Genomic DNA, 22,742 nt, shown 5'->3' on the forward strand with positions numbered 1-22,742 from the left:
GCCGATGCGCATCCTGCGGGCAGCCGAATACCGGTCGATGCCGTGGAAGAACGGCGGCGGCGTGACGACGGAAATCGCCGTTTCGCCCTCGGGTGCCGGTCTCGACGACTTCGACTGGCGCGTCTCGATGGCGCGCGTCGAACTGAGCGGTCCTTTCTCGCAATTTCCCGGGATCGATCGCACCCTTGCCGTGCTCGAAGGCGAGGGCATCGTCCTTGAGATTGCCGGCCACCCGCCGACATCCATAAACAGGACGACCGACCTGTTTTCTTTCCCTGCCGACGTGCAGACCTCGGCTGCGCTGATCGGCGGGCCGATCACCGATCTCAATGTCATGACCCGCCGAAGCCGGGTGACGCATTTGGTCGAACGCCTGGTGATTTCCGCCCCCGTGGAAATCCGGACTGAAGCCGGCACAACGCTCATCCTGTGCTTGGACGGCGACGTCAGCGTGCCCGCCGCTGAACCGGTTCGCCTCGGGCCGCTCGACACGCTGCTGTCCGGTCCGGTCAGCACCGGCCTGCTCGTCCAACCCGCCCATGAGGCAACGCTGTTCGTGATCCGGATAGGCTCTGTCGCCGGCAACGATTAACGCTTGTTTCCAAACATGATCGCGGCACCGGCGAAATATAGCGTAAGCTGCTGGCGGCATCACGAAAAAGCCTGAATCCTCTCCGCCGATCTGGCCTGGCGGGAAGTGGGGTGCTTGTCTTTGAGTTTTGCTGAGAGACGACGCCCTGTCGTGGTGCGGAAACAAACTTTCGGCAAGTGGGGTTTATGCAACCAATTGCATTTGAACCGGTTTTAGGGCCATTGCCGTGGCGGTGACGCCGCTCAGTGCCCGCTTACGGAATTTTCAATGAATATTCAGACGAATCCTGCCCAAATCGAGAAGACAAGCGCGAGCTTCCCGGCCATCACGGAAGAGCCGATTCGATCCAACTTTCTGCCCGAAGAGCGTCTTCGTGTGCTTGGCGAAAGCCTGGCAAAAGGCGACCTCACGGATCTGTTCGGCCTGACGCCCTTTGATTTTCAGGCCCGTATCCGGGACAGCGCCAAGAAGATCCTGGAAGTCTATCGGTCGACCAATGCGGCGCAGGCGAGGGGCGAGACGATCACGCCGGCGGCACAATGGCTGCTCGACAACAATTACCTGGTCGAAGAGACCATTTTCCAGGTCAAGCGCGACCTGCCGCGCCGCTTCTATCGCCAGTTGCCGACCTTGAAACTGCCTGACGGCGGCAGCGTGCCGCGCGCGCTGGCGCTGGCCTGGACCTATGTGGCGCATTCGGACAGTTCCGTTTCGGCGATGATGTTCAAGTCCATCGTCCAGGGTTTCCAGTCGGTCGAGCCGCTGAAGATCGGCGAACTCTGGGCGCTGCCTTCGCTGTTGCGCTTCGTCCTGATCGAAAATCTCCGCCGCCTGGCCGTCAGGGTCAATCGCACCCGCCAGATGCGCCAGATCGCCAACGATGTGGCCGACAAGGTCCTGGCGACCGACGACAGCGCCGACCGGCAGTCGATCCTGTCCAATTTCAGCGCGCATGCGCAGGACACCACCTTCGCCACCCAACTGCTCTACCGCCTGCGTGATGGATCGCAGAATGCCGGCAAGGCTCTGGAATGGCTGGAAGGCGAGCTCGAAAAGACCGGCTCCGATGCCGAGGAAATCATCATTTCCGAACATCACACGCTGTCCAGCGGCAATGTGACGACGGGCAACATCATCCGCGGCCTGCGCCTCATCAACGACGTCGACTGGACGGTGTGGTTCGAAGGCGTCAGCCGCATCGACACCGTGCTGCGCGAGCGCACCGATTTCGCCGCGCTCGACTTCTTCTCGCGCGATCAGTACCGGACCGCGATCGAGGAATTGGCGCGCCGCTCGAACCTTTCGGAATATCGCGTTGCCGAGAAGGCCATCGAATTGGCCGGCCACGCCGCCAGCGATGGCGACGGCGACGCCGTTTTAACCGGGTCCGCCCACACCGATGTCGGCTTCTTTCTCGTCGGCCCACGCCGGCTCGAGCTGGAGAAGGCGATCGGCTATCGACCCACCATCAGCCAGACAGTCAAGCGTGCCTTCCGCAAGACCGGGTGGCTCGGCATCGTCGTACCGGTGTTTGCGCTGACGGCGCTGCTTCTCGTTCTCTCAGGCAACGCGCTTGCCAATCTCGGCCTGTCGGTGCCCTCGATCGTCCTGATGCTGGCGCTTTTTGCCGTGCCAGCCAGCGAGGGCGCGCTCGCCTTCTTCAACACGGTCGTATCGCTGTTCCTGAAACCGACGCGTCTCGTCGGCTACGATTACCGACACGGCGTTCCGCCCGAGGCGCGCACGCTGGTGGTGGTGCCGTCGCTGATCGGCTCGCGCGACGACGTCGAGGAAAACATCCGCAATATCGAGGTGCATCATCTCGCCAACACGGCCGATGAAATCCATTTCGCGCTGCTGTCGGACTGGCCAGACTCGAAGACCGAGATCGATGCGGCGGACACCGAAATCCTCGAATTCGCCCGTGCCGAGATCGCCCGTCTCAACGCCCGCTATCCCTCCGAAGGCGCGCCCCGTTTCTACATCCTGCACCGGCGCCGGCTCTTCAACGCGGCGCAAGGGGCCTGGATGGGCTGGGAGCGCAAGCGCGGCAAGCTGCACGAGCTCGACCTTCTGCTGCGCGGCGACAGCGACACCACGTTCCTGCCGCTCGACGTGCCGCTGCCGGAGAACGTCGTCCATGTGATGACGCTCGATGCCGACACGCGCACCACCCGTGACGCGGTCGCCACCCTCGTAGGCAAGCTCTGCCACCCGCTCAACCGGCCGCATTTCGATGCCAGCAAGCGCGTCGTCACCGCCGGCTACGCGATCCTGCAGCCGCGCATCACCGCGTCGCTGACATCAGGCGACGATGCGTCGTTCTTCCAGCGGGTGTTTTCGGCCAATCGCGGCCTCGACCCTTATGTCTTTGCCGTGTCCGATCTCTATCAGGACGTCTTCGGCGACGGGTCCTTCACCGGCAAGGGCCTCTATCACGTCGACGCCTTCGAGGCGGCCCTGCAGGGCCGCATCGAGGAAAACACCATCCTCAGCCATGATCTGCTGGAAGGCGCGCTGGCGCGCGCGGCGCTGGTCACCGACGTCGAACTGGTTGAGGACTATCCGACCCGCTACTCGGTCGACGCCTCGCGCCACCATCGCTGGGCGCGCGGCGACTGGCAGTTGCTTGGCTTCATGCTCGATCCGCGCTCCGGCGTGCCGGCGCTGTCGCGCTGGAAGATGATCGACAATCTGCGCCGCTCGCTGACGCCGATCTTCTGGGTGATGGCGGCGATCGCCGGCTGGACGCTGCTGCCCTTCACGCAGGCCGCGCAATGGCAGGCCCTGCTGATCCTCAGCCTGTTCATGGCGCCGACATTCGATATCGTCAACGCCATCCTGCCCAAGAGCGGCGACCAGACGCCACGCGGCCATTTCTCGGCTCTGGCGCGCGACGTCGCCTTCGGCACCGCCATGGTGGCGCTGAAGATCGTGCTGATGGCGCACAATGCCTGGATGATGGGCGATGCCATCGTGCGTACGCTCTACCGGCTGTTCGTCAGCCGCCAGAACCTTTTGGAATGGCGCACCGCCTCGCAGGCGCACAAGGCAGGCGACAACGATGTCGGGTCGTATTACGGCATGATGTATGGCGCCGTGATCATTGGCTTCGTCGGCCTTGCCATTCCGGTGCTGGCCGATTCGACCGGCGCCTTCGTGGCTTTCTTCTTCGCCCTGTTCTGGATTGGCTCGCCCGCCATCGCCAGCTGGATCAGCCGTTCGGCTGAAACCGAGGATCGGCTGCGCATATCGCAGGCCGACATCCATACGTTGCGCACGGTGGCGCGGCGCACATGGCACTATTTCGAAAGCTTCGTAACGGCAGAGCATCACCATCTGCCGCCGGACAATTTCCAGGAAAGCCCGGCGCCGGTGGTGGCGCCGCGCACCTCGCCAACCAACATCGGCGTCTACCTGCTGTCCGTCGTTTCCGCCCGCGACTTCGGCTGGATCAGCCTGTCCGACGCCATCACCCGCATCGACGCCACCATGGCGACGATCGAGGGCATGCCGCGTGAGCGCGGTCACCTCTTCAACTGGTACGACACGACGACACTGAAGCCGCTCTATCCGCTCTACATCTCGGCTGTCGACAGCGGCAATCTCGCTGGCCATCTGGTGGCGGTGGCTGCGGCCTGCGCCGAATGGGCCGAAGCACCTTCCGTCCATCTCCAGGGCGATTTCGAAGGCATTCTCGACACGGTCACCATCCTCAGCGAAAGCCTCGATGATCTGCCCGACGACCGCCGTCAGTTGCGCCCGCTGCGTCAGCGTCTCGCCGACCGCCTCGACGGCATGCGGCGCGCTGTCGACACGATCAAGGCGCAGCCCGAAATGGCGTCGATCCGCACCATCAACCTGGCTGTGCTGGCCGGCGAGATCCGCAAATTGGCCACCGCCATCCATACCGAGGCGGTGTCGCCCCAGAGCGACGTCATCGTCGACTGGGCGGCAAGGCTGGAAGCCACCTGCGAAGCGCACGTCCATGACGCGCACAGCGACGACAATGCCGTCGAGGCGCTGCGTGCCAAGCTGCTCACCTTGCGCGAGCGCACGCGCCGTTACGCCTTCGAGATGGATTTCTCTTTCCTGATGCGGCCGGAGCGCAAGCTGTTGTCGATCGGCTACCGGGTCGAGGAACACCAACTCGACGAGAGCTGCTACGACCTTCTGGCTTCCGAAGCGCGGCTGACCAGCCTGTTCGCCATCGCCAAGGGCGACCTGCCGACCGAGCACTGGTTCCGGCTTGGCCGGCCGATCGTCGAAATCGGTTTCCAGGGCGCCCTGATGTCCTGGTCCGGCTCGATGTTCGAATATCTGATGCCGCCGCTGGTGATGAAGGAGCCGCAGGGCTCGATCCTCAACCAGACCAGCAAGCTGATCATCAAACGCCAGATCCAGTATGGCCGCCAGAAGAACGTGCCGTGGGGCATTTCGGAGGCCGCCTACAATGCGCGCGACCGAGAACTGACCTACCAATACACAAATTTCGGCGTTCCAGGCCTCGGGCTGAAGCGCGGCCTTGGCCAGAACACGGTGATCGCGCCTTACGCCACCATACTGGCGGCCCAGTTCAATCCGCGTGAAGCCGTGCTGAATCTCGCCCGATTGCGGGAGATCGGGGCGCTCGGCCGCCACGGCTACTACGACGCCGTCGACTTCACGCCGCAGCGCGTGCCGGAAGGCACGGATCATGTCGTCGTCCAGAACTACATGGCCCACCATTCGGGCATGTCGATCGCGGCGGTTGCCGACGCCATCTTCGAAGGTCGCATGCGCGACCGCTTCCACAGCGATCCGGTCATCGAATCGGCCGAACTCTTGCTGCAGGAGAGGGCGCCGCGCGACATCCCGACCGCGACCGTCAGGACCGAGGCCGACGAACGCTCCAAGGACGAGACCGAAGTCGACAGCCCCGACACCCGCATCGTGCTCAATCCGCTGCAGTCGCTGCGGTCGACCAACGTCATGTCGAACGGCCGCTATTCGGTGATGGTCACCGCGACCGGCTCGGGCTACAGCCGCTGGGGCGATCTCTCCGTCACACGCTGGCAGCCGGATCCGACCGAGGACCGGCTCGGCTCCTACATCTTCCTGCGTGACGCCGGTTCCGGCGACTGGTGGTCGGCTACGGCCGAGCCGAAGCGCGCCGCCGAGGAAAAGGCGCAGACCTTGTTCTCCGACGACAAGGCGAGCTTCGTCAAATCCGTGGGCACGTTGCGCTCCGAGGTCGAATGCATTGTCATCTCGGAAGGCAATGGCGAGGGCCGTCGGGTCACGCTCTACAATGACGGTCCGTCCGACCGTCACATCGAAGTGACCTCCTTTGCCGAACTGGTGCTCGGCCTGGAGGCGTCCGACAACGCGCATCCGGCCTTCTCGAAGATGTTCGTGGAAACCGAAATCTCTGCCAACAACGCGGCGATCTTCGCCACGCGGCGCAAGCGCGAGACCAGCGAGCCCGATATCGCCATGGTGCATTTCGTCACCGATCCGTCCGGATCGGCGCGCGATGCCGAGGCCGAGACCGACAGGCGCGCCTTTATCGGCCGTGGCCGTACCATCGTCGACGCAGCCGCTTTCGACCCGGGCGCCAGGCTGGGCGGCCACTCAGGCTTTACGCTCGATCCCGTCGCCTCGCTGCGTCGCCAGGTGCGCGTGCCGGCCAACAAGAAGATATCGCTGACCTTCTGGACCGTCGTCGGCGCTGGCCGCACCGAGCTGGACGAAGCCATCGCCCGCCTCGACCATCCGGAGAGCTTTGCCCGCCAGGCCATGCTTGCCTGGACGCGCAGCCAGGTGCAGACCCGCCATATGGGCCTCAGTCTGACCGATGCCGCCAATGTGCAGAAGCTGGCGCGCTATCTGATCTATCCGGATCCGTTCCTGCGTCTTCCCGCTGAATCCATCGCCTCGGGGCTGGGCAAGCAGTCGAGCCTTTGGCCGACAAGCATTTCCGGCGATTTCCCGATCTTCCTGGTCAGGATCGGCGACGTCGCCGATCTCGAAATCGTTGCCCAGGCGCTGCGTTTCCAGGAATATATGCGCACCCGCGGCATGATGATCGACTTCGTCGTCGTCAACGAGCAGGCGTCCTCCTATGTCCAGGACCTGCAGCGGGCGGTCGAGACGCTGTGCGAAAACAGCCGCCTGCGCGGCAAGGAACTCGGACCTCGCCAGCACATATTCGCGGTGCGCCGCGATCTCATGGACGAAACCACCTACAAGACGCTGCTCGCTGTCGCCCGGGTGGTCCTGCACACGCGCAACGGCACCATCTTCGACCAGATCGAGCGCGCCGAAGCCGCGGCTCTGCAGGCGCGCGACGCTCTGGCAGCATTGCCAATTCCGCGTGAGTTGCCGTCGCCGGCACCCACGACGCATACTCCTGCCTCGCAGGCAGTGGCCAATGTCAGCGCCGATGGAAGCGGTCTCAGCCAGTGGAACGGCTTTGGCGGTTTCGACGGCGACGGGCGGCATTATGTCGTGCGCCTGGCCGGCCGCCGCACGACGCCGCAGCCTTGGATCAACGTCGTCTCCAACGCCTCGTTCGGCTTCCATACCTCCGCCGAGGGCGCTGCCTTCACCTGGAGCCGAAACAGCCGCGACTACCAGTTGACGCCGTGGTCGAATGATCCGGTCTCGAACCGGCCGGGCGAGGGCCTCTATATCTACGATCAGGCCAGCGGCAAGGCATTCTCGCCGCTCGCCGCCATGGTGCGCGATCCCTCGATGACCTACGAGGCCTGGCACGGCCAGGGTTTCTCGACCTTCCGCTCGAAGCGCGGACCATTGTCGATGGATCTCACCCATGTCGTCGATCCGGTCGATCCGCTGAAGATCTCGCGGCTGCGCATCCAGAATTCCGGTTCGGTGCCGGCGCGGCTGCGTGTCTATGCCTATGCCGAATGGGTGCTCGGCGGGCACCGGTCGCGCACTGCGGCAACCATCGTCCCGTCGCGGGATGCCGCCAGCGGGGCGCTGCTGGCACAAAACCCCTACGGGCTGGATTTCGGCGAGCGCGTTGCATTCCTCGCGGCTGACGGCGGCGTGCATTCGGTGACGACAGACCGGACGGAGTTCCTGGGCCGGCATGGCTCCAGCGAGATGCCGCAGGCGGTGCTGAGTGGTGCGGCGCTGTCTGGCCGTGTCGAGGCCGGCGACGATCCATGCGCGGCGATTGCCCGCGACGTCGAGATCCCGGCTGGCGGCGACGTGACGCTGCTCTGGCTGCTCGGTGACGCCGAGTCCGCCGAGGAGGCGAGCGCGCTGGTGCAGGAGCATAAGGTCAAGGACTTCGACCAGCGGTTGGCCGACAATGAGCGCGAATGGCGCGGCTTCCTCGACACCATCCAGGTCGAGACGCCTGACAAGGCGCTCGACGCCATGGTCAATCACTGGCTGCCCTATCAGAGCCTGGCCTGCCGCATCCGTGCCCGCTCCGCCTTCTATCAGGCCAGCGGTGCCTTCGGATTCCGCGACCAGTTGCAGGATACGCTGGCGCTGCTGGCGCATGACCCGCAACTGGCGCGCGACCAGATCCTCAATGCGGCACGGCGGCAGTTCCCCGAAGGCGACGTGCAGCACTGGTGGCTGCCGCGCACGGGTGCTGGCGTACGCACGCTGATCTCCGATGACGTGGTCTGGCTTGCCCACGCCACGGCGCGCTATTTGCTGGTCACCGGCGATGCCACCATCCTCAAGGAGCAATTGGCGTTCATCGATGGACAGCCGCTGGGCGAGGGCGAACACGATGCCTTCTTCACCCCGGAAATCTCGAAGAAGACGGCGTCGCTCTACGACCATTGCGCGCGTGCGCTCGATCTCGCCATCAAGCGCAGCAGCCCCGCGGGCCTGCCGCTGATCCTCGGCGGCGACTGGAACGACGGCATGAACCGCGTTGGCGAGCACGGCAAGGGCGAGAGCGTCTGGCTCGGCTGGTTCCTGCTGAAGACGCTGGGCGATTTCGCCCCCGTCGCCAAGGCCGAGGGCGATGCCAAGCGAGCACAGGCCTGGGCAAAGCATGCCGATGTGCTGAAGCGGGCGCTTGAGAGCACCGCATGGGACGGCGAATGGTACCGGCGCGGCAGTTTCGACGACGGCACCCCTTTGGGGTCTCGCAACTCGCAGGAGTGCAAGATCGACTCGATCGCCCAGTCCTGGAGCGTGCTTTCGGGAGAGGGCGATCCGGCACGGTCGACCACCGCGATGGAGCAAGCAACGAAGCTGCTTGTGGACGACAAGCTGAAGATCGTCAAACTGTTCACGCCGCCCTTCTCGAAGACGGAGAAGGACCCGGGTTACATCAAGAGCTATCCGCCCGGCGTGCGCGAGAATGGCGGCCAGTACACCCATGCCGCCACATGGTTCGTCATCGCGCTCGCCGAGATGGGGCAGGTCGACGAGGCCTATCGCTGTTTCTCGATGCTGAACCCCGTCAACCATGCGACCGACGAGGCCACGGCCGAGCACTATCGTGTCGAGCCCTATGTCGTGGCGGCCGATATCTATGCCGGGGACGACACTGCCGGCAACGGCAAGGGCGGCCGTGGCGGCTGGACCTGGTACACCGGCTCTGCCGGCTGGCTCTACAGGGCTGCTGTCGAAGGCATCCTGGGCATCGAGCGGCGCGGCAAGCGTGTCCAGTTCAAGCCGAAGCTGCCGAGCCACTGGGACGGCTACTCGGCAAATCTCAAAATGCTGGGGGCGGAACTCAAGGTTCGCGTCATCCGCGACAATAAGGCCAAGGCCGTGTCGCTGGAGGTGAATGGGACAAAGGCCAAGGGTTCGGCAGTCGAACTGAAGGACGGCGAAGTTGCCGAGGTGGTCATCCGGATCCCGGCTTGATGCATGTGCTCAAAAACTATGCGCTCGGGCCTGGGATCCGGGGCGCGACTTTTGCCGCCACGGCGGGATGAGAGGCACCGTCCCGCCTGGCGTTGCCGCCTGCCGATTGAAGGACATGCCACCGAGGAGTGCATGAAATCAAAGGCTTGGGGCGTCCGATAGGGGGCGCCACGAGCAGTGAGAGTTGGCCCTTCCTTCGCCTGGAGGGGCGTCATGCAGCTTTGTTTCGTTCTATACTTCATTGAAGGCGATTTCGGCTTAGTCATCCGTCCGACATTGTTGCTGACTAAAATTGTGGCAGCACGTGCCAACTGCCATGATTTCGCCGCATGCCTGACATTTTACCTGTCTTCTCAAACCGTTAGGTGATCACGGCAGATTTCGGAACGTCGCCATCTTTTGTTCGCTCTAAGGGAACTGAAGGGGTACACGGCCATTGTTTTGCGACGTATCAACCGGTACGAATAAAATGATGCAGTGCACAATAAACAGCGTGGCGGAGTAACTGGGGTGACCCTTCTGCAAATCTACTGGCGAGCTCTCGGTTATCTGGCCGCGGACAGGAAACGCGTTGCGTTGATCTGTTCGGCCAACGTGGCTCTCGCCATCGTAGCGCTTCTCGAGCCGATTATGTTCGGTCGCGTCATCGGCGCCATCTCCGAGCGTGGCTCTGTCTTCACCACGCTGGTCATGTGGGCCGGTCTCGGCGCCTTCAACATCGTTGCTTTCGTCATGGTGGCGCGCGGCGCTGACCGTTTTGCCCATGCCCGGCGCAGCGAAGTGCTTTGCGAGTCCTTCGAGCGCGTGATCACCATGCCGCTCGCCTGGCACCATCAGCACGGCACCTCCAATGCGCTGCATACGATGCTGCGCGCCGTCGAAACCCTGTTCAGCCTTTGGCTCGAATTCATGCGCCAGCATCTGTCCACGGCTGTCGCCCTCGTACTGCTGGTTCCGACCGCGATCAGCATGGACCTGCGCATGTCGCTGGTGCTGCTTGGCCTCGGGCTGCTCTATGTCGGCATCGGCCGGATGGTCATGCGCCGCACCAAGGCGGGCCAGGCCGCGGTCGAGCGCCACTACCACAAGGTGTTCGCGCATGTGACCGACTCGGTCAGCAACGTTGCGGTGCTGCAGAGCTATAATCGCCTCGGCCACGAGGCCGATACGCTGCGCCGCTACGTTAAGAACCTGCTCGACGCGCAGAACCCTGTTCTCGACTGGTGGGCGCTGGCCAATGCCTTGCACCGTCTGTCATCGGCAATCTCGATGCTGATCGTGTTGTCGATCGGCTCCTATCTCGTCACTCGTGGTCAGTTGGGTGTCGGCGACGTCATTGCCTTCACCGGTTTTGCCACGATGCTGATCGCTCGCCTCGACCAGATGTCGGCTTTCGCAAACCAGATTTCCGAGGCCCGTGCCAAGCTCGAGGATTTCTACCATCTCGAGGACTCCGCGGCTGATGCCGCCGAGCCGGACGGCCTGCGCGATCTTGCCAACGTCACCGGCCATGTCCGCTTCGAGAATGTCGGCTTCGAATTCGCCAATTCCGGCCAAGGCATCGACGACGTGTCCTTCGAGGTGCAGGCCGGCCAGACCGTCGCCATCGTTGGCCCGACGGGCGCGGGCAAGACCACGCTCATCAACCTGCTGCAGCGTGTCTTCTCGCCGTCCCATGGCCGCATCCTGATCGACGGCATCGACACCCGCACCGTGACCCGCAAGTCGGTGCGCCATTCGATCGCCACCGTGTTCCAGGATGCCGGGCTGCTCAACCGCTCGATCGAGGACAACATCCGTGTTGGCCGCGCCGATGCAAGCAATGACGAGATCCATGCCGCCGCCAATGCGGCTGCCGCACAGGACTTCATCCTGTCCAAGAGCAATGGCTACGACACGGTGGTTGGCGAACGTGGCGGGCAGCTCTCGGGTGGCGAACGTCAGCGCATCGCCATTGCCCGCGCCGTGCTGAAGGACGCACCGATCCTGGTGCTCGACGAGGCGACCAGCGCGCTGGACGTCGAGACCGAGGACCGCGTCAAGGAAGCGATCGACGAGCTGCGCCGCGACCGCACGACCTTCATCATCGCCCACCGCCTGACCACCGTTCGCGACGCCGATCTGGTCGTGTTCATGGACAAGGGCAGGGTGGTCGAGATGGGCGGCTTCACCGAGCTGTCGCTGCGCAATGGCCGCTTCGCCAGCCTGCTGCGCGCCGGCGGCCTGCTCAACGACGAGGAGGTTCGCCGCCTCAGCCGCACAGTGCAGCAACAGCAGGAAGCGGCTGCCTGAGCCTCTTTCTTTTACCTCCCCCTTGTGGGGAGGTCGGACCGTAGGTCCGGGTGAGAGTACAGGCACGGCCGCCCCAATTGCGTCTGCGACACCACCGCTCGATTGCCCCAAACGCGTTGGCGGTTTATGTAGAACCGCATGAGCGATACGACTTCACGCCTGACCGGCTGGATGGACCTCGCCAACCCGACGCGCTTCGTCGGGCTGGCGGACAAGGTCGTGCCATGGCTGGCCACGATCGCCACACTCATCCTCGCCGTGGGGCTCTATATGAGCTTCGCCGCGCCTGAGGATTTCCAGCAGGGCATCACCGTCCGCATCATGTACATCCACGTGCCTTTCGCCTGGCTGGCCATGATGTGCTACACGCTGATGGCGGTCTCGGCACTCGGCACGCTCGTCTGGCGGCATCCGTTGGCCGATGTCGCGCTGAAATCAGCCGCACCCATCGGCGCCGTCTTCACCGCGCTGGCGCTGATCACCGGTTCGATCTGGGGCAAGCCGATGTGGGGCACCTGGTGGGTCTGGGATGCTCGGCTGACCTCGGTGTTCGTGCTGCTCCTGATGTATCTCGGCATCATCGCGCTGACCCGCGCGCTCGACGATGCCAGCCGCGCCGCCTGGGCCGCGGCCATCATCACGCTGGTCGGCTTCATCAACATCCCGATCATCAAGTTCTCGGTCGACTGGTGGAACACGCTGCATCAGCCGGCCTCGGTGTTCCGCATGGGCGGCTCCACCATCGACCCCAGCCTGCTATGGCCGCTGCTGGTGATGGCGCTCGGCTTTACCGTGCTGTTCTTCGCGCTGCACCTGATGGCGATGCGCACCGAAATCCGCCGCCGCCGGGTGATTGCCATGAGGCGGGTCGCGGCTCGGCAGGCCGAGCGCTCTCCCCCTTCTCCCCTTGTGGGAGAAGGTGTCGCCGAAGGCGACGGATGAGGGGTGTTCCAGGGAACGCCAACGTCTCATTCCGCTGGAACACCCCTCATCCGTCTCGGCGCTGCGCGCCGATCCACCTTCTCCCACAGGGGGAGAAGGCAAGACGCTTCTTAGTTCACCCCATCCTTCCGCGCGCCGCCACCGGCAGCGTTTCCAGCACCTTGTCGCCGTCGACCAGATTGACCTCGTTGAACAAATTGGTGACGACGCAGCAATGGTCGGGTACGACACGCACGCGCTCGCCGATGCGCAGCTTGCCGTCGCCCGAAAGCGTGACGGTGCCGTGCTCCTCGCTCAGACTGGTCACCCGCGCTCCCGACACGCCGAGCAACTCGCCGAAATCGGCGAGACCCAGCGTGTCGCTGGACAGCGCCTTGCTGCCGGCATCGAGGATAGCGCGCGTCGCTGTGGGATGGCTGACCACCGTCGACAGCACCGTCAGTGCGCAGTCGTCGAGGCCGCCGACGCCTTTGGCGACTTGATAGCGGTCGAGATAGATGTAGGTGCCTGGACGATACTCGGTGACAACGGATGTATCGCTGGAGCGCCACATATCCGGCGTGCCGCCGCTGGAGATGCGGTCGCAGGCGAGGCCCGACGCGGCAAGTACCTGCTTGGCCCCGGCGAGCCAGGCTTCGGCCTCCGCTGCCCGCCCGGCGGCCGGGTAGGTCATCAGTCCTCCGAAGGTGAGGCCACCGGCTCTGTCGATCTGTCTTGCCAGCGCAACCGCTTCATCAGCCGACTGCACGCCGCAGCGTCCCATGCCGGTGTCGCATTCGACCAGCACCGGCAGTCGATGGCCGGCATCGGTGAAGGTGGTTGCCAGCCCTTCGAGCGTTTCCATGCTGTCCGCTGTCACCGACAGGGTGACGCGCCCGTGCAGCGCCAGAAGGCGTTCCAGCTTGGCGCGCCCAAGGATGTTGTAGGGAAGAAAAATATCGGTCAGCCCGGCATCGGCCATCACCTCGGCCTCGCCGATCTTCTGGCAGGTGATGCCGACGGCGCCGGCCGCTATCTGCTTCTTCGCCCAGTAGGGCAATTTGTGCGTCTTGATATGCGGCCTGAGCTTCAGCCCGTTCTTGTCGGCATGCGCCTGGGCGCGGGCAATGTTGGCTTCCGCGCGCGCGGCGTCGATCAGGATGGATGGCGTATCGAGATCGTGGACGGTCGGCATCATCTTTTACCCCATGAGGAATCCGCGGGTTTTATGGCCCTGAAAATCCGTGATGTCACGCGGCCAGGCAAGCGGATCTGTGGTCCATACGCCCTGCGCAACGCCGGGCAGGGCGGCAAGATGGATCGACACCGCATCGGCGTTCGGCTATGCGATTTGCCAGACAAATCGATACGAAGGGATCATGATCATGAAGCGCTCCGCCATCAACGACATCATCCGCGAAGCCGACGCTTTCATCCGCTCGTTCGGCTACATCATGCCGCCCTTCGCCTATTGGTCGCCGCAGGAGGCGAAGGCGCGTCAGGTCGACTCGTCGGCCGTATTCACCTCGCGGCTCGGCTGGGACATCACCGATTACGGGCAAGAGAAATTCAGGGAACTCGGCCTGTTCCTGTTCACCGTTCGCAATGGCCGCTACGAGGACATGAAGAAGGGCATGGGCATGCTCTATGCCGAGAAGATCATGATCTCGCGCAAGGATCAGCTGTCGCCGATGCACCGCCACAACATCAAGGCCGAGGACATCATCAACCGTGGCGGCGGCAAGCTGGTGCTGGAACTGTTCATGCATGACCGCGACGGCGGCATCGATCCCAAGGCGGAGGTTTCGGTGCCTGTCGACGGAACCATCCACAGACTGCCTGCGGGCGGGCTCCTGAAGCTCGACCCGGGCCAGAGCGTCACGCTGCTGCCCGGCGTCTGGCATGCCTTCTGGGCCGAGGGCAAGGACGTGCTGATCGGCGAGGTCTCGACCGTCAATGACGATCTCACCGACAATGTGTTTCGCGAACCGATCGGGCGTTTTTCCAACATCGACGAAGACGTTGCCCCGGTCCATCTGCTGGTGTCCGACTACGAGAAGTGGCTGGGGTAAGGGGCGCCGCCCAACGCCCTCGGTGACGCCAGTCACACGGTCGAAAGTGGGTAGGCCGTAGCGCCTGCCTACTGCGATCCTTGTTCGACCGATCCTGCCGCTTCCTCCTTGAAGACGACCTTTGTGCCTTTTTGCACTTCGGAGGCGAGGTCTTCGGCATCCCAGTTGGTCAGCCTGATGCAACCATGCGAGAAGGTCTTTCCGATCTTGCCTGGGTCCGGAGTCCCGTGAATGCCATAACTGTCGATGGACAAATCGATCCAGACCGATCCCACCGGATTGTTTGGCCCGGCAGCGATCGTGAAGGGGCGCTTCGTCTTCACCCCCTTGAAGGCAAACTCGGGATCGTAGTGATAGGTTGGGTGGCGCACCACGCGTTTGACCTCTGCCTCGCCACTCGGCGCGGGCTTCTCCTGGCTCCCGATCGAGGCGGGGTACGTCGCAAGCACTTTGCCGGAAGGGTCGAGCACGCGAACCTGGCGAGCGCTCTTGTCGACCTCGACGTTCCCAATGTCTTGCGGCGGATCACCTCGGGTTACAGCTGGCACCAGCAGCTTTTGCCCCGCCTTCCTGAAGCCGATGCCGGGATTGAGCCGTTCAAGCAGTTCCTCGCTGCTGTGGAAGCGCTCCGCCATCTTTTCCAGGGCATTGTGATAGGCGAGCCGGGGCAGGCGGGCCATCCTCTCCATGCGCGCCGGAATTCGCCTGGTGAACGGTCCACGCACATCCTTGCGCGTCAACTCGTAGGTCTCAAGCGCCGGGCGCGAGGAGGTCGCGACCAGCTTGTCCCATGTCTCGCGGGTAAGCTTGCCGTCGGCAGGCAATCCGTTGGCCGCTTGAAACGCACTGACTGCCCGGGCGAAGTTCTCCGCTGGGCGGCCGTCGATCAGGCCTGGCGAGAAGCGCGCACGATCCAGGAGGATTTGCGCCTTCAGAACGGTCGCACTGACGCCTTTCGCTTCGCTGCCGTCAAATTGGGCGTTGTTGACAGTGGCCGCGTCCAGTTTTGCCGCCGCCGTTGCATCCCATGCCATGACGAGCATGGCGGCAGCGGCAAGAACGAGCCTGATCATGGAGGTCACACTCCTGTATGAGCACCTGCTTCTATGACGTCGCACGGCCGATCTGGTTCCATTCCCCTGGCTGCGTCCGACTGCCGAGTGCCGATGCGCCGCAGCGAACCCGGACCAGGGAGCACCCGGCGGTGGCGCGGGTGCATTGTTGATAAGGGTCCGCCATCCTCCAGATGGATGGCGACTCTCGCCAGCGCATGTGTTGGCTTCAAGTCGAAGCGCAGCTCGGTGACCGAGGAGAGCCAGCATGCAATTTCCTGCCCAGAAGGACAGAAGACCGGCAGCCGAGGACGAGCGCCAGGCCCGGCTTGAGAAAACAGCCAGGCTCAAGCAGCTTCGGTCCTATGCTTCCTGGCTTTCGTCCGACCCAAACGCCCAACTTCACGATGAGATAGACTGCTCGGTGCTGATCGAGGGAGGCGTGATACGAGACAAAGCGTGGAGCCTGGGCTGATCGGCAGGTGACACGACCGGGCGGCGAGGGTTCCACCGCCAACGATGATCGGCCGACAATTTGTTTGGCGAGCCGATCGGCCGCAACAGTGGCGGCAGGCTGACTTCGCGTCAGTGACAGCAGCCTTGCTGCGCGCTCGTCCTGCACAGGCAGGACGAGGTGATCGGCACATCCGCCCTGGCCAGCGCCGCGGCAAGGCTTGTCTGCAATATCGGCAATTCATCAGTCTCGCCGCGCCGTTTCAGGCATTCCACCAGCCCGTGCAATGCCCAGACATTGTTCGGATGCTGGCCGCAGCGCTGCACCGTGCCGCTCAGGCCGAGGTCGTCGCGATAGACCTGTTCTGCTTCCTGTGCGTGGCCCTGGTCCAGAAGCAGCGCCGCCAGCGCGTGGCGCGGCGGGTGCATCCAGGCCCACGGCTCGGTGTAGGACAAATTGTCGTCAAGCTCGACCGCATGCCGCAAATGGCCATACGCCTCCTCATGCCGGCCCCGGTGGTACGCCAACTCGCCGTCGAGCAGGGCGGCGCCGACAGCCAGCGAAGCCCGCGTCGGGTTGCTGAGGAAGCGCCGCTCGGGCGCAATGCCTTTCAGATGCCGATAGAACGCTTCGCGCTCGCGCTCGGCTTCAGCAAATTGCCTGAGCGTCGCATGGGCGACACCCTTGGCGTAGTGCTGCATGGCCGCCGTCAGCACATAGAGGCCTTGCTCCGCGGTCGCCGGTTCGTTGATGATCTCCTGCCAGCGGCCGAAGCGCACCTGAACATGCGATTTCATCGCATGGTAGCCTTCCACCGTCTGCGTGAGCTTGGGCCGGCCCTGGATGGCGACCACGTCGCGCCCGACCAGGCTGCGCACCCTGTCGGCGGCCCACAGTGCAGGCTGGTACTGGCCCGATAACATGCAGGTGAACATCATCAGGTGCAGATCGTGGCAGCAGCCGAGCAAATAGTAGGTCGGCTCGTCCGCATAGGCCAGATAGAGGTCGTTGGCGCGTACCGCCTTTTCGCTGGCACGTTTTGCTTTCTCATACTCGCCGCACAGCACATAAATGTGCCCCGGCATGTGGTTCATGTGCCCGGCATCGGGGCACATCTCGCCGAGCAGATCCGCCGACCGCATGCCGCGCTCCGGCATGGTGGACATTTCCAGGAGATGGATGTGCAGGTGGACGATCGCCGGATGTTGTGCTGCGCCGGCCTCATCGGCAAGCCGGATCGACCGCTCGCAGACGTCGAGCGCCTCGACGACATCGGAATTCGGCGCCGGCGCGCCGGTTTTGAGGTTCCACAGCCGCCGCACCGTGCGCATCATCAGCGCTTCGACCAGCAGTACCATCACATCATGGTCGTCGGGAAAGTCCCGATACACAAGCCGCATCGCGGCGGCATAGGCGTCATCCCACCGTTCGAATTCCTCCGGGCTCACCCGGTGCGGCTTCTGAAAGCGGGCGGCCAGCGCTTCGATCAGGCGCTTCTCGATCTTGTTGGCGGAAGCCGCATTGGCCCGCGCAAGCTGGACATGCTCGAAGCAGCGCTTCGTCGCGCTGTCGGCCTCGGCCTCGCCATGTTCCTTCCAGGTCAGATTGTAGAAAGGTCCGGCGGCATAGGCGATGCCCCAATGGATCATCGGACATTCAGGATCTGTTTCGAGCGCCTTCTCAAAACACTTGATGCCTTCCTCATGGTTGAAGCCGTAGCACCAGTTGAGGCCGATATCGAACCAACGCTGGGTTTCCGTGGAGCGAGTGGAGATGGGGCGGCGGTAGGCGCCGAGGTTGAAGCGGTCCATGTCGTCTCATTTCAATTCTGATTGCCAGCGAGCCAGCTCTGGTCAGACTACCTTCGCCATCAATGTGTGCCGAAACTGGCAGGCATGGCAAACGCAACGAGTGCCATCGCTGCTTGCATTGGAGACTATCGCCGCCCTTAGCCGGTCTCTTCGGGCACCGTTTCGTCTTGCCAGCCGGCGAGCTCAGGCAGGTCGTCAAGCCAGCTTTTCTCGGTCACCAAGGCATCGCCGGCCTGCGGAGCAGCCTCGGTGGCGTTTTGAATGAGCCAGTCCATCCACTTCCGATAGGCAGCCGGAGACAACTCGGGCGGCAGCACCTTGGCCTTGGCCAGCATGCGTTTGCGGAAACTCACCTGCCTGCGGAGTTTCGTCGTCGTGAACTTGATGGCCTTGCCCTGGTATTCGACCGTCCAGCGCCCATCCCCATGGCTGGTGAGCCTGTCGATGGCGAAACCGGCATCGACCGGTCTATCGTGCCAGGGAAGCTCGACGGCATTCCTTCTCAGGTCGAGTGCCCATCGCCTGTAGTCGGACCCGAGACGCTGGGGCGGCAGCACACCAGCCTGTTCGAGTATCTTCCTGCGGAAGGTCGGCTGCTTCTTGAGCTGGCCTGTCGTCAGCTCGATGCGATGCCCACGGAATTCGACATGCCAGCGGATCCTCCCATTGCCGAAATACTTGACCAGCCGGTCGATGACGAACTCGTCGTCGGAGAGCGTCACGCAGCCTTGGCTGATGCGTTCGAGAATGTACTGGCTATCAGTGAGCATGACGCGGCCTCATGGAGGAACCTTCACGGAGCTTAGCCAGTAGCGCGTACCGGCGGCCAACAATCTTTTTTGCTCTGGGAATCTCGCCTGCCACAATCAGCCCAAAAGTGATGCGCGAGGTGCGACTGATACGCAAGGCGGTGGCAAGCTCGACGAGCGAGTTCATGGGATGAACATCACAGGCGGTGCGCGGTAATATTCTGGCTGGGGAACCTGGATTGATTCAGACTTGCGAACCAAGAAAATGAATATTTTCAATCGCCTAGGGGAACTTTCATTGGCAGTGTGGGTGTGCCCTTTGTGGGGTTGTCACGTTTCGTCTGCGCTAGCGCTGGAGGCTCGTAGCAGTCTCTGATCGGAGTTTTTCGCCAATTCGAAGACAAAGCTATTGCAGTCCGCTGCTAGGCATTCCGCCAGTCGCGAGACCACTAGGTAGCTCAGGTCAATCGCCTGTCGAATCCGTTCCGGGCCCCAGCCGCTCGCTTGAGACACTCGATGAACCACGAGGTCTCTTTCGTCGAATATCTCGTTCCATTTTGCAATTAATACAGTCACGCGCGTCTCAATCTTTGACGCACCTGTGAATTGTTCAACAAGGTGGGAGTTTGCCAATTTTTCCCATATCTTCTCCAGTCCTATAGACTTGGACGCGTCGGTGAATTGCTGGGACCGAAAATTTCCTTGGTTGTATGTAATATTCACCTTGTGAAGGTAATATCCTGCCGACCCGTCAAGGCAATTAGAAAGATTCTTAGAGCATTGAGAAGCTAGGTTGTGATCATTGGATTTGCGTGCATTCTTTATTATGTATATCGCGCTATCGATGTTAGACTGCTGGATATTCGCCCGAAGTTTCCTAAAATCACCTATGTTCTCCTCCAGTAATGACAGGTATTCTTGGGAAATCAGCCGTATCGACTCCTCAATCCAAGCTGTGAGGCCGACAATCGTATTATTGAATATCACCACACGAAGACTGCCGGACGGTCTGCTCGACTCAGTAAAATCAAGAACCGACCGGAGAGTATCGATGGCTTTCCGAAAGTCGGATACAATGGCTTCAAGGCGACCTGACGATATATCGGGCACCAACGATTCGGCGCTAGGCGGGGATTGCATCAAGGAGGCTGCCGACATGCTTGATGCGCTCTCTGACGGACTCCGCGGTATTAGCTTTTCCCGTAAGTAACTCCAGGTTTTGTGCAAGCGACTGATTAATTGCATCGTGAACCTGCTGCTTCTTATCGATGAATGTTTGAATACGCTGCTCACGCCTAGCGATGGCGACTGTGAATGCGTCAAAAAGCGCGATAGAAATTCTTCGGATACCCTTTTCATCAGGTGGAAGCAGAAATGCTTCATTGCCAAATATTTTGGCGGATGCCTCGATAGTCCGTTCAAAAAGCGACCGGTGTGCCTGCAACTCCTGAGTCGAAGCAGCCATATTGCGCTTCATGCAATTATCCAGCATCGATCTCATTGATCCGATGATATATTTCTCATCTAGAAGGGTAAAAAAGCGCAGGACGATCTGACAGTCGGCCATCTTGCTGTAAAGTGAGTTGTTCTGCCGATCTGGGTTCTCATAATATTCGTTTTCGTCTGTTTCTGTATATTTAGGAATACCAAATATCGTGCAAAAGTTGTCGTTTCTAGCCATTTTAACGATGAGATTATTAAAGTCACTACGGTAAATACTATTTCTTAGTTCCTGAGGGTTAAGCTTTTCTCCACCAGTATTCAGCCGTTCAAACACGTATCGTCGAACAAGGTACGGATCATCGGTATCCGATCTAGTTTCCTGAAGAAGTACAATTGCACTGACGCTTGAGCGGTCCAACCCGCGCCGGACTAGCGGTGGGAGCTGTTTGTATCTGCGACCGTTCAAGAAACCTAGTTTTTCCAAACCGTTGAGTGAGAAATCATTCTCAATAAACTCGTGGATGGCATTCAATCGTTGCTGTCCATCCATAACTTCGTAGCGGGCTAGATCACTCTCGAAAAGGTATATCGGTGGTATAGGAATATTTAGTAGTAGAGATTCGATCAGAAGGGATTTTTTCTGGCGAGACCAGCGCAGTCTACGCTGATATTCCGGGCGTAGATTGATTACCTCGCGTCCGTTTATTAATTGACTAATTTGTGGAAGAAAAAAGTTGTTCGACTGGTATACGACGCGAAAGGAAATGTCTGCATACGCTTTCTCAATCTCGTTGTCAGATTTGGGAAGCGAACTCGCAGTTGTTGGAACCGTTTCTTGTTCCGTGAGAATTTCGTCCACATCTTCTTCAAAATCAGGCATAAATTGATCCTCAACGCTTTGAGTGGCACCGTGCAGGGTTATTGGTCGATTTGCAACAGCACAACTGTATGGGAAGCATGGGCGGACACATGGGTTCTAAAATCTATCGGTTTGGCAGTGTTGTCGTATGGCCGGAGGCGAGCCGCGGGATTCCCTCATGGTTCTGAAGATATCCAAGTGTCCCGCCGTCGACCGCCCGTCCGAGCCTCCCCTGCCAATCTTTATGTGGCAGCCAAAAACGCGTCGCTGCGCTGCTGGGCCGTTCTTATCACCCAGGTTCTAAAAGTTGCAGTAGATCTCCTTGCAGCCCATCCGGCTTTCAAGGTGTTCCGGCACAAGTCTACGAAAGAGGAACTGGTTGTCTTCCGACATCGCGCGCCCGTTTGTGCGGGTATAGGCAAATTCGCGCCATTGAAAAAACAAGGTTCTGGCTGGGGAACCTGGATTCGAACCAGGACTAACGGAGTCAGAGTCCGTGGGTCTACCGTTAACCTATTCCCCAGCAGGCGCGGTCATGAACCGTGCGGGCCGAGCGGGCAAGCCGCTGTGAGCGCTGCCTTGTAGCCGCCAGCGGAAAATAGTCAAGCCTGCTCTGTGGTTCAATGGCACGTTTCGTCAGGCGATTTCAGAAGCCACACTTCAGATGCGGGCGCGCGGCTCTAAGTCCAATCCCGCTCCTCAAGGCTCCGTCCGGCTGAACTGCGAGCGTTCGAAGAACAGCACGACGCCCAGGCCCAGAATCAACGGGATGATCAGGTAGAACAGCCGGAACACCAGCAGCGCCGCCAGCACGCCGACCGGATCCATGTCCGACAGGCCGGCGAGAAACACCACCTCGAACACGCCGAGCCCGCCCGGCGCATGCGAGATCTGCGCGATCGAGAAGGAGACGAGGAAGACGCCCAGTATGACGAAGTAGCCGGGATTTTGGGCTGCGGGCAGGGCGAAGAAGATGATCGCGGCGGCGGCCAGCAACTCGATCGGGCCGATCAGCAATTGCCGCGCGACGATCGGCAGCGCCGGATAATGCAGCTGAAAGCTGGCGATCTTCAGCGGGCGCAGATGCAGCCAGCTGCCGAAGACATAGGCGGCGACGAGCAGCAGCATCGCGATGCCGGCCGCTTCCGACAGGCCATGATGGGCGATGCCGGAAAACCGGTCGAGTATCTCAGGCTCGAACACCAGAACCAGGCCCGAGGCCAAAATCGTCGACAGCACGAAGGTGATCCAGCAGACCGCCACCAGCACGCCGACATCCTGTCCGGTCAGGCCCCTGGTACCATAGGCGCGGTAGCGGATGACGGCGCCGGAAAACACCGAACCGCCAATGTTGTGCGACAGCGCATAGGTGGTGAAGGAGCACAGCGTGACGAACAGCCACGACACGCGCTTGCCGATATGCAGGAGCGCGATGTGATCGTAGCCGGCAAGCGAGGCATAGGCGATGATCGAACTCAGCGCGGCAAGAACCCAACCCCGGGTCGGAATGGCCGTGATACCGTCCCAGACGTCGTCGAGCGAAACGCCGCGCAGTTCGTGCCAGAGCAGCAGCAGCGAGAAGATCACGGCAGCGATGCCGACAACCGGCCAGAAATAGCGTCTCCAGTTCATTGCCTGACTGCCATG

General features: G+C 61.7%; 12 protein-coding genes and 1 tRNA gene. 5 read left to right on the forward strand and 8 right to left on the reverse strand.

The features are described 5' to 3' along the window. The first annotated feature begins 4 nt into the window (after window positions 1-4). From AC0L3E_RS17035 to AC0L3E_RS17050, 4 genes are all read left to right on the forward strand, one after another. A complete protein-coding gene (locus AC0L3E_RS17035; RefSeq protein ID WP_473605228.1) occupies window positions 5-592 on the forward strand; it encodes a HutD/Ves family protein in 588 nt (195 codons plus the stop codon). A 267-nt stretch (window positions 593-859) separates the two neighbouring features. After that, the gene (locus tag AC0L3E_RS17040; protein WP_473605229.1) at window positions 860-9,442 is read left to right on the forward strand and encodes a glycoside hydrolase family 94 protein; all 8,583 of its coding nucleotides are present in this window, start codon (window positions 860-862) and stop codon (window positions 9,440-9,442) included. 510 nt (window positions 9,443-9,952) lie between these two features. Next, on the forward strand, window positions 9,953-11,734 hold the full coding sequence (locus AC0L3E_RS17045; protein WP_127267279.1) for a glucan ABC transporter ATP-binding protein/ permease: 1,782 nt from the start codon (window positions 9,953-9,955) through the stop codon (window positions 11,732-11,734). Window positions 11,735-11,872: 138 nt separating this feature from the next. After that, complete coding sequence (locus AC0L3E_RS17050; RefSeq protein WP_127322087.1) at window positions 11,873-12,676, forward strand: heme ABC transporter permease; 804 nt, start codon at window positions 11,873-11,875, stop codon at window positions 12,674-12,676. A 115-nt stretch (window positions 12,677-12,791) separates the two neighbouring features. On the opposite strand, the gene AC0L3E_RS17055 is transcribed toward AC0L3E_RS17050, so the two are convergent. Next, entirely contained in the window at window positions 12,792-13,850 is a 1,059-nt protein-coding gene (locus tag AC0L3E_RS17055) for a D-TA family PLP-dependent enzyme (protein WP_473605348.1), read from the reverse strand. Between the two features lie 190 nt (window positions 13,851-14,040). Between AC0L3E_RS17055 and AC0L3E_RS17060 the strand changes: the two genes are divergently transcribed. Beyond that, the gene (locus tag AC0L3E_RS17060; RefSeq protein WP_127258087.1) at window positions 14,041-14,727 is read left to right on the forward strand and encodes a D-lyxose/D-mannose family sugar isomerase; all 687 of its coding nucleotides are present in this window, start codon (window positions 14,041-14,043) and stop codon (window positions 14,725-14,727) included. A 68-nt stretch (window positions 14,728-14,795) separates the two neighbouring features. Here AC0L3E_RS17060 and AC0L3E_RS17065 read toward each other — a convergent pair whose 3' ends face one another. From AC0L3E_RS17065 to AC0L3E_RS17095, 7 genes are all read right to left on the reverse strand, one after another. Continuing rightward, a complete protein-coding gene (locus AC0L3E_RS17065) occupies window positions 14,796-16,049 on the reverse strand; it encodes a L,D-transpeptidase family protein (RefSeq protein WP_473605230.1) in 1,254 nt (417 codons plus the stop codon). 315 nt (window positions 16,050-16,364) lie between these two features. Continuing rightward, the gene (locus AC0L3E_RS17070) at window positions 16,365-18,044 is read right to left on the reverse strand and encodes a hypothetical protein (RefSeq protein WP_473605231.1); all 1,680 of its coding nucleotides are present in this window, start codon (window positions 18,042-18,044) and stop codon (window positions 16,365-16,367) included. 137 nt (window positions 18,045-18,181) lie between these two features. After that, the gene (locus AC0L3E_RS17075) at window positions 18,182-18,814 is read right to left on the reverse strand and encodes a hypothetical protein (protein ID WP_473605232.1); all 633 of its coding nucleotides are present in this window, start codon (window positions 18,812-18,814) and stop codon (window positions 18,182-18,184) included. 309 nt (window positions 18,815-19,123) lie between these two features. Further along, window positions 19,124-19,903, reverse strand: coding sequence for a HEPN domain-containing protein (locus AC0L3E_RS17080; protein ID WP_473605233.1), 780 nt, complete (start codon window positions 19,901-19,903; stop codon window positions 19,124-19,126). A 13-nt stretch (window positions 19,904-19,916) separates the two neighbouring features. Further along, window positions 19,917-21,116 (reverse strand): GmrSD restriction endonuclease domain-containing protein, encoded by a 1,200-nt coding sequence (locus tag AC0L3E_RS17085; protein WP_473605234.1) that lies wholly within the window; start codon window positions 21,114-21,116, stop codon window positions 19,917-19,919. A gap of 428 nt (window positions 21,117-21,544) precedes the next feature. Further along, window positions 21,545-21,618: transfer RNA gene (locus tag AC0L3E_RS17090), tRNA-Gln, on the reverse strand. Between the two features lie 176 nt (window positions 21,619-21,794). Beyond that, a complete protein-coding gene (locus tag AC0L3E_RS17095) occupies window positions 21,795-22,727 on the reverse strand; it encodes a lysylphosphatidylglycerol synthase domain-containing protein (protein WP_473605236.1) in 933 nt (310 codons plus the stop codon). Between the last annotated feature and the right edge of the window lie 15 nt (window positions 22,728-22,742).

The sequence above is a fragment of the Mesorhizobium sp. WSM4822 genome (assembly GCF_055811155.1).

What these genes read in the sequence shown, in the direction of transcription:
- AC0L3E_RS17095 (WP_473605236.1), bottom strand. Translation starts at nt 22,727, where the DNA reads ATGAACTGGAGACGCTATTTCTGGCCGGTTGTCGGCATCGCTGCCGTG.
- AC0L3E_RS17085 (WP_473605234.1), bottom strand. Translation starts at nt 21,116, where the DNA reads ATGCCTGATTTTGAAGAAGATGTGGACGAAATTCTCACGGAACAAGAA.
- AC0L3E_RS17040 (WP_473605229.1), top strand. Translation starts at nt 860, where the DNA reads ATGAATATTCAGACGAATCCTGCCCAAATCGAGAAGACAAGCGCGAGC.
- AC0L3E_RS17050 (WP_127322087.1), top strand. Translation starts at nt 11,873, where the DNA reads ATGAGCGATACGACTTCACGCCTGACCGGCTGGATGGACCTCGCCAAC.
- AC0L3E_RS17070 (WP_473605231.1), bottom strand. Translation starts at nt 18,044, where the DNA reads ATGGACCGCTTCAACCTCGGCGCCTACCGCCGCCCCATCTCCACTCGC.
- AC0L3E_RS17075 (WP_473605232.1), bottom strand. Translation starts at nt 18,814, where the DNA reads ATGCTCACTGATAGCCAGTACATTCTCGAACGCATCAGCCAAGGCTGC.
- AC0L3E_RS17060 (WP_127258087.1), top strand. Translation starts at nt 14,041, where the DNA reads ATGAAGCGCTCCGCCATCAACGACATCATCCGCGAAGCCGACGCTTTC.
- AC0L3E_RS17035 (WP_473605228.1), top strand. Translation starts at nt 5, where the DNA reads ATGCGCATCCTGCGGGCAGCCGAATACCGGTCGATGCCGTGGAAGAAC.
- AC0L3E_RS17065 (WP_473605230.1), bottom strand. Translation starts at nt 16,049, where the DNA reads ATGCTGGCTCTCCTCGGTCACCGAGCTGCGCTTCGACTTGAAGCCAAC.
- AC0L3E_RS17055 (WP_473605348.1), bottom strand. Translation starts at nt 13,850, where the DNA reads ATGCCGACCGTCCACGATCTCGATACGCCATCCATCCTGATCGACGCC.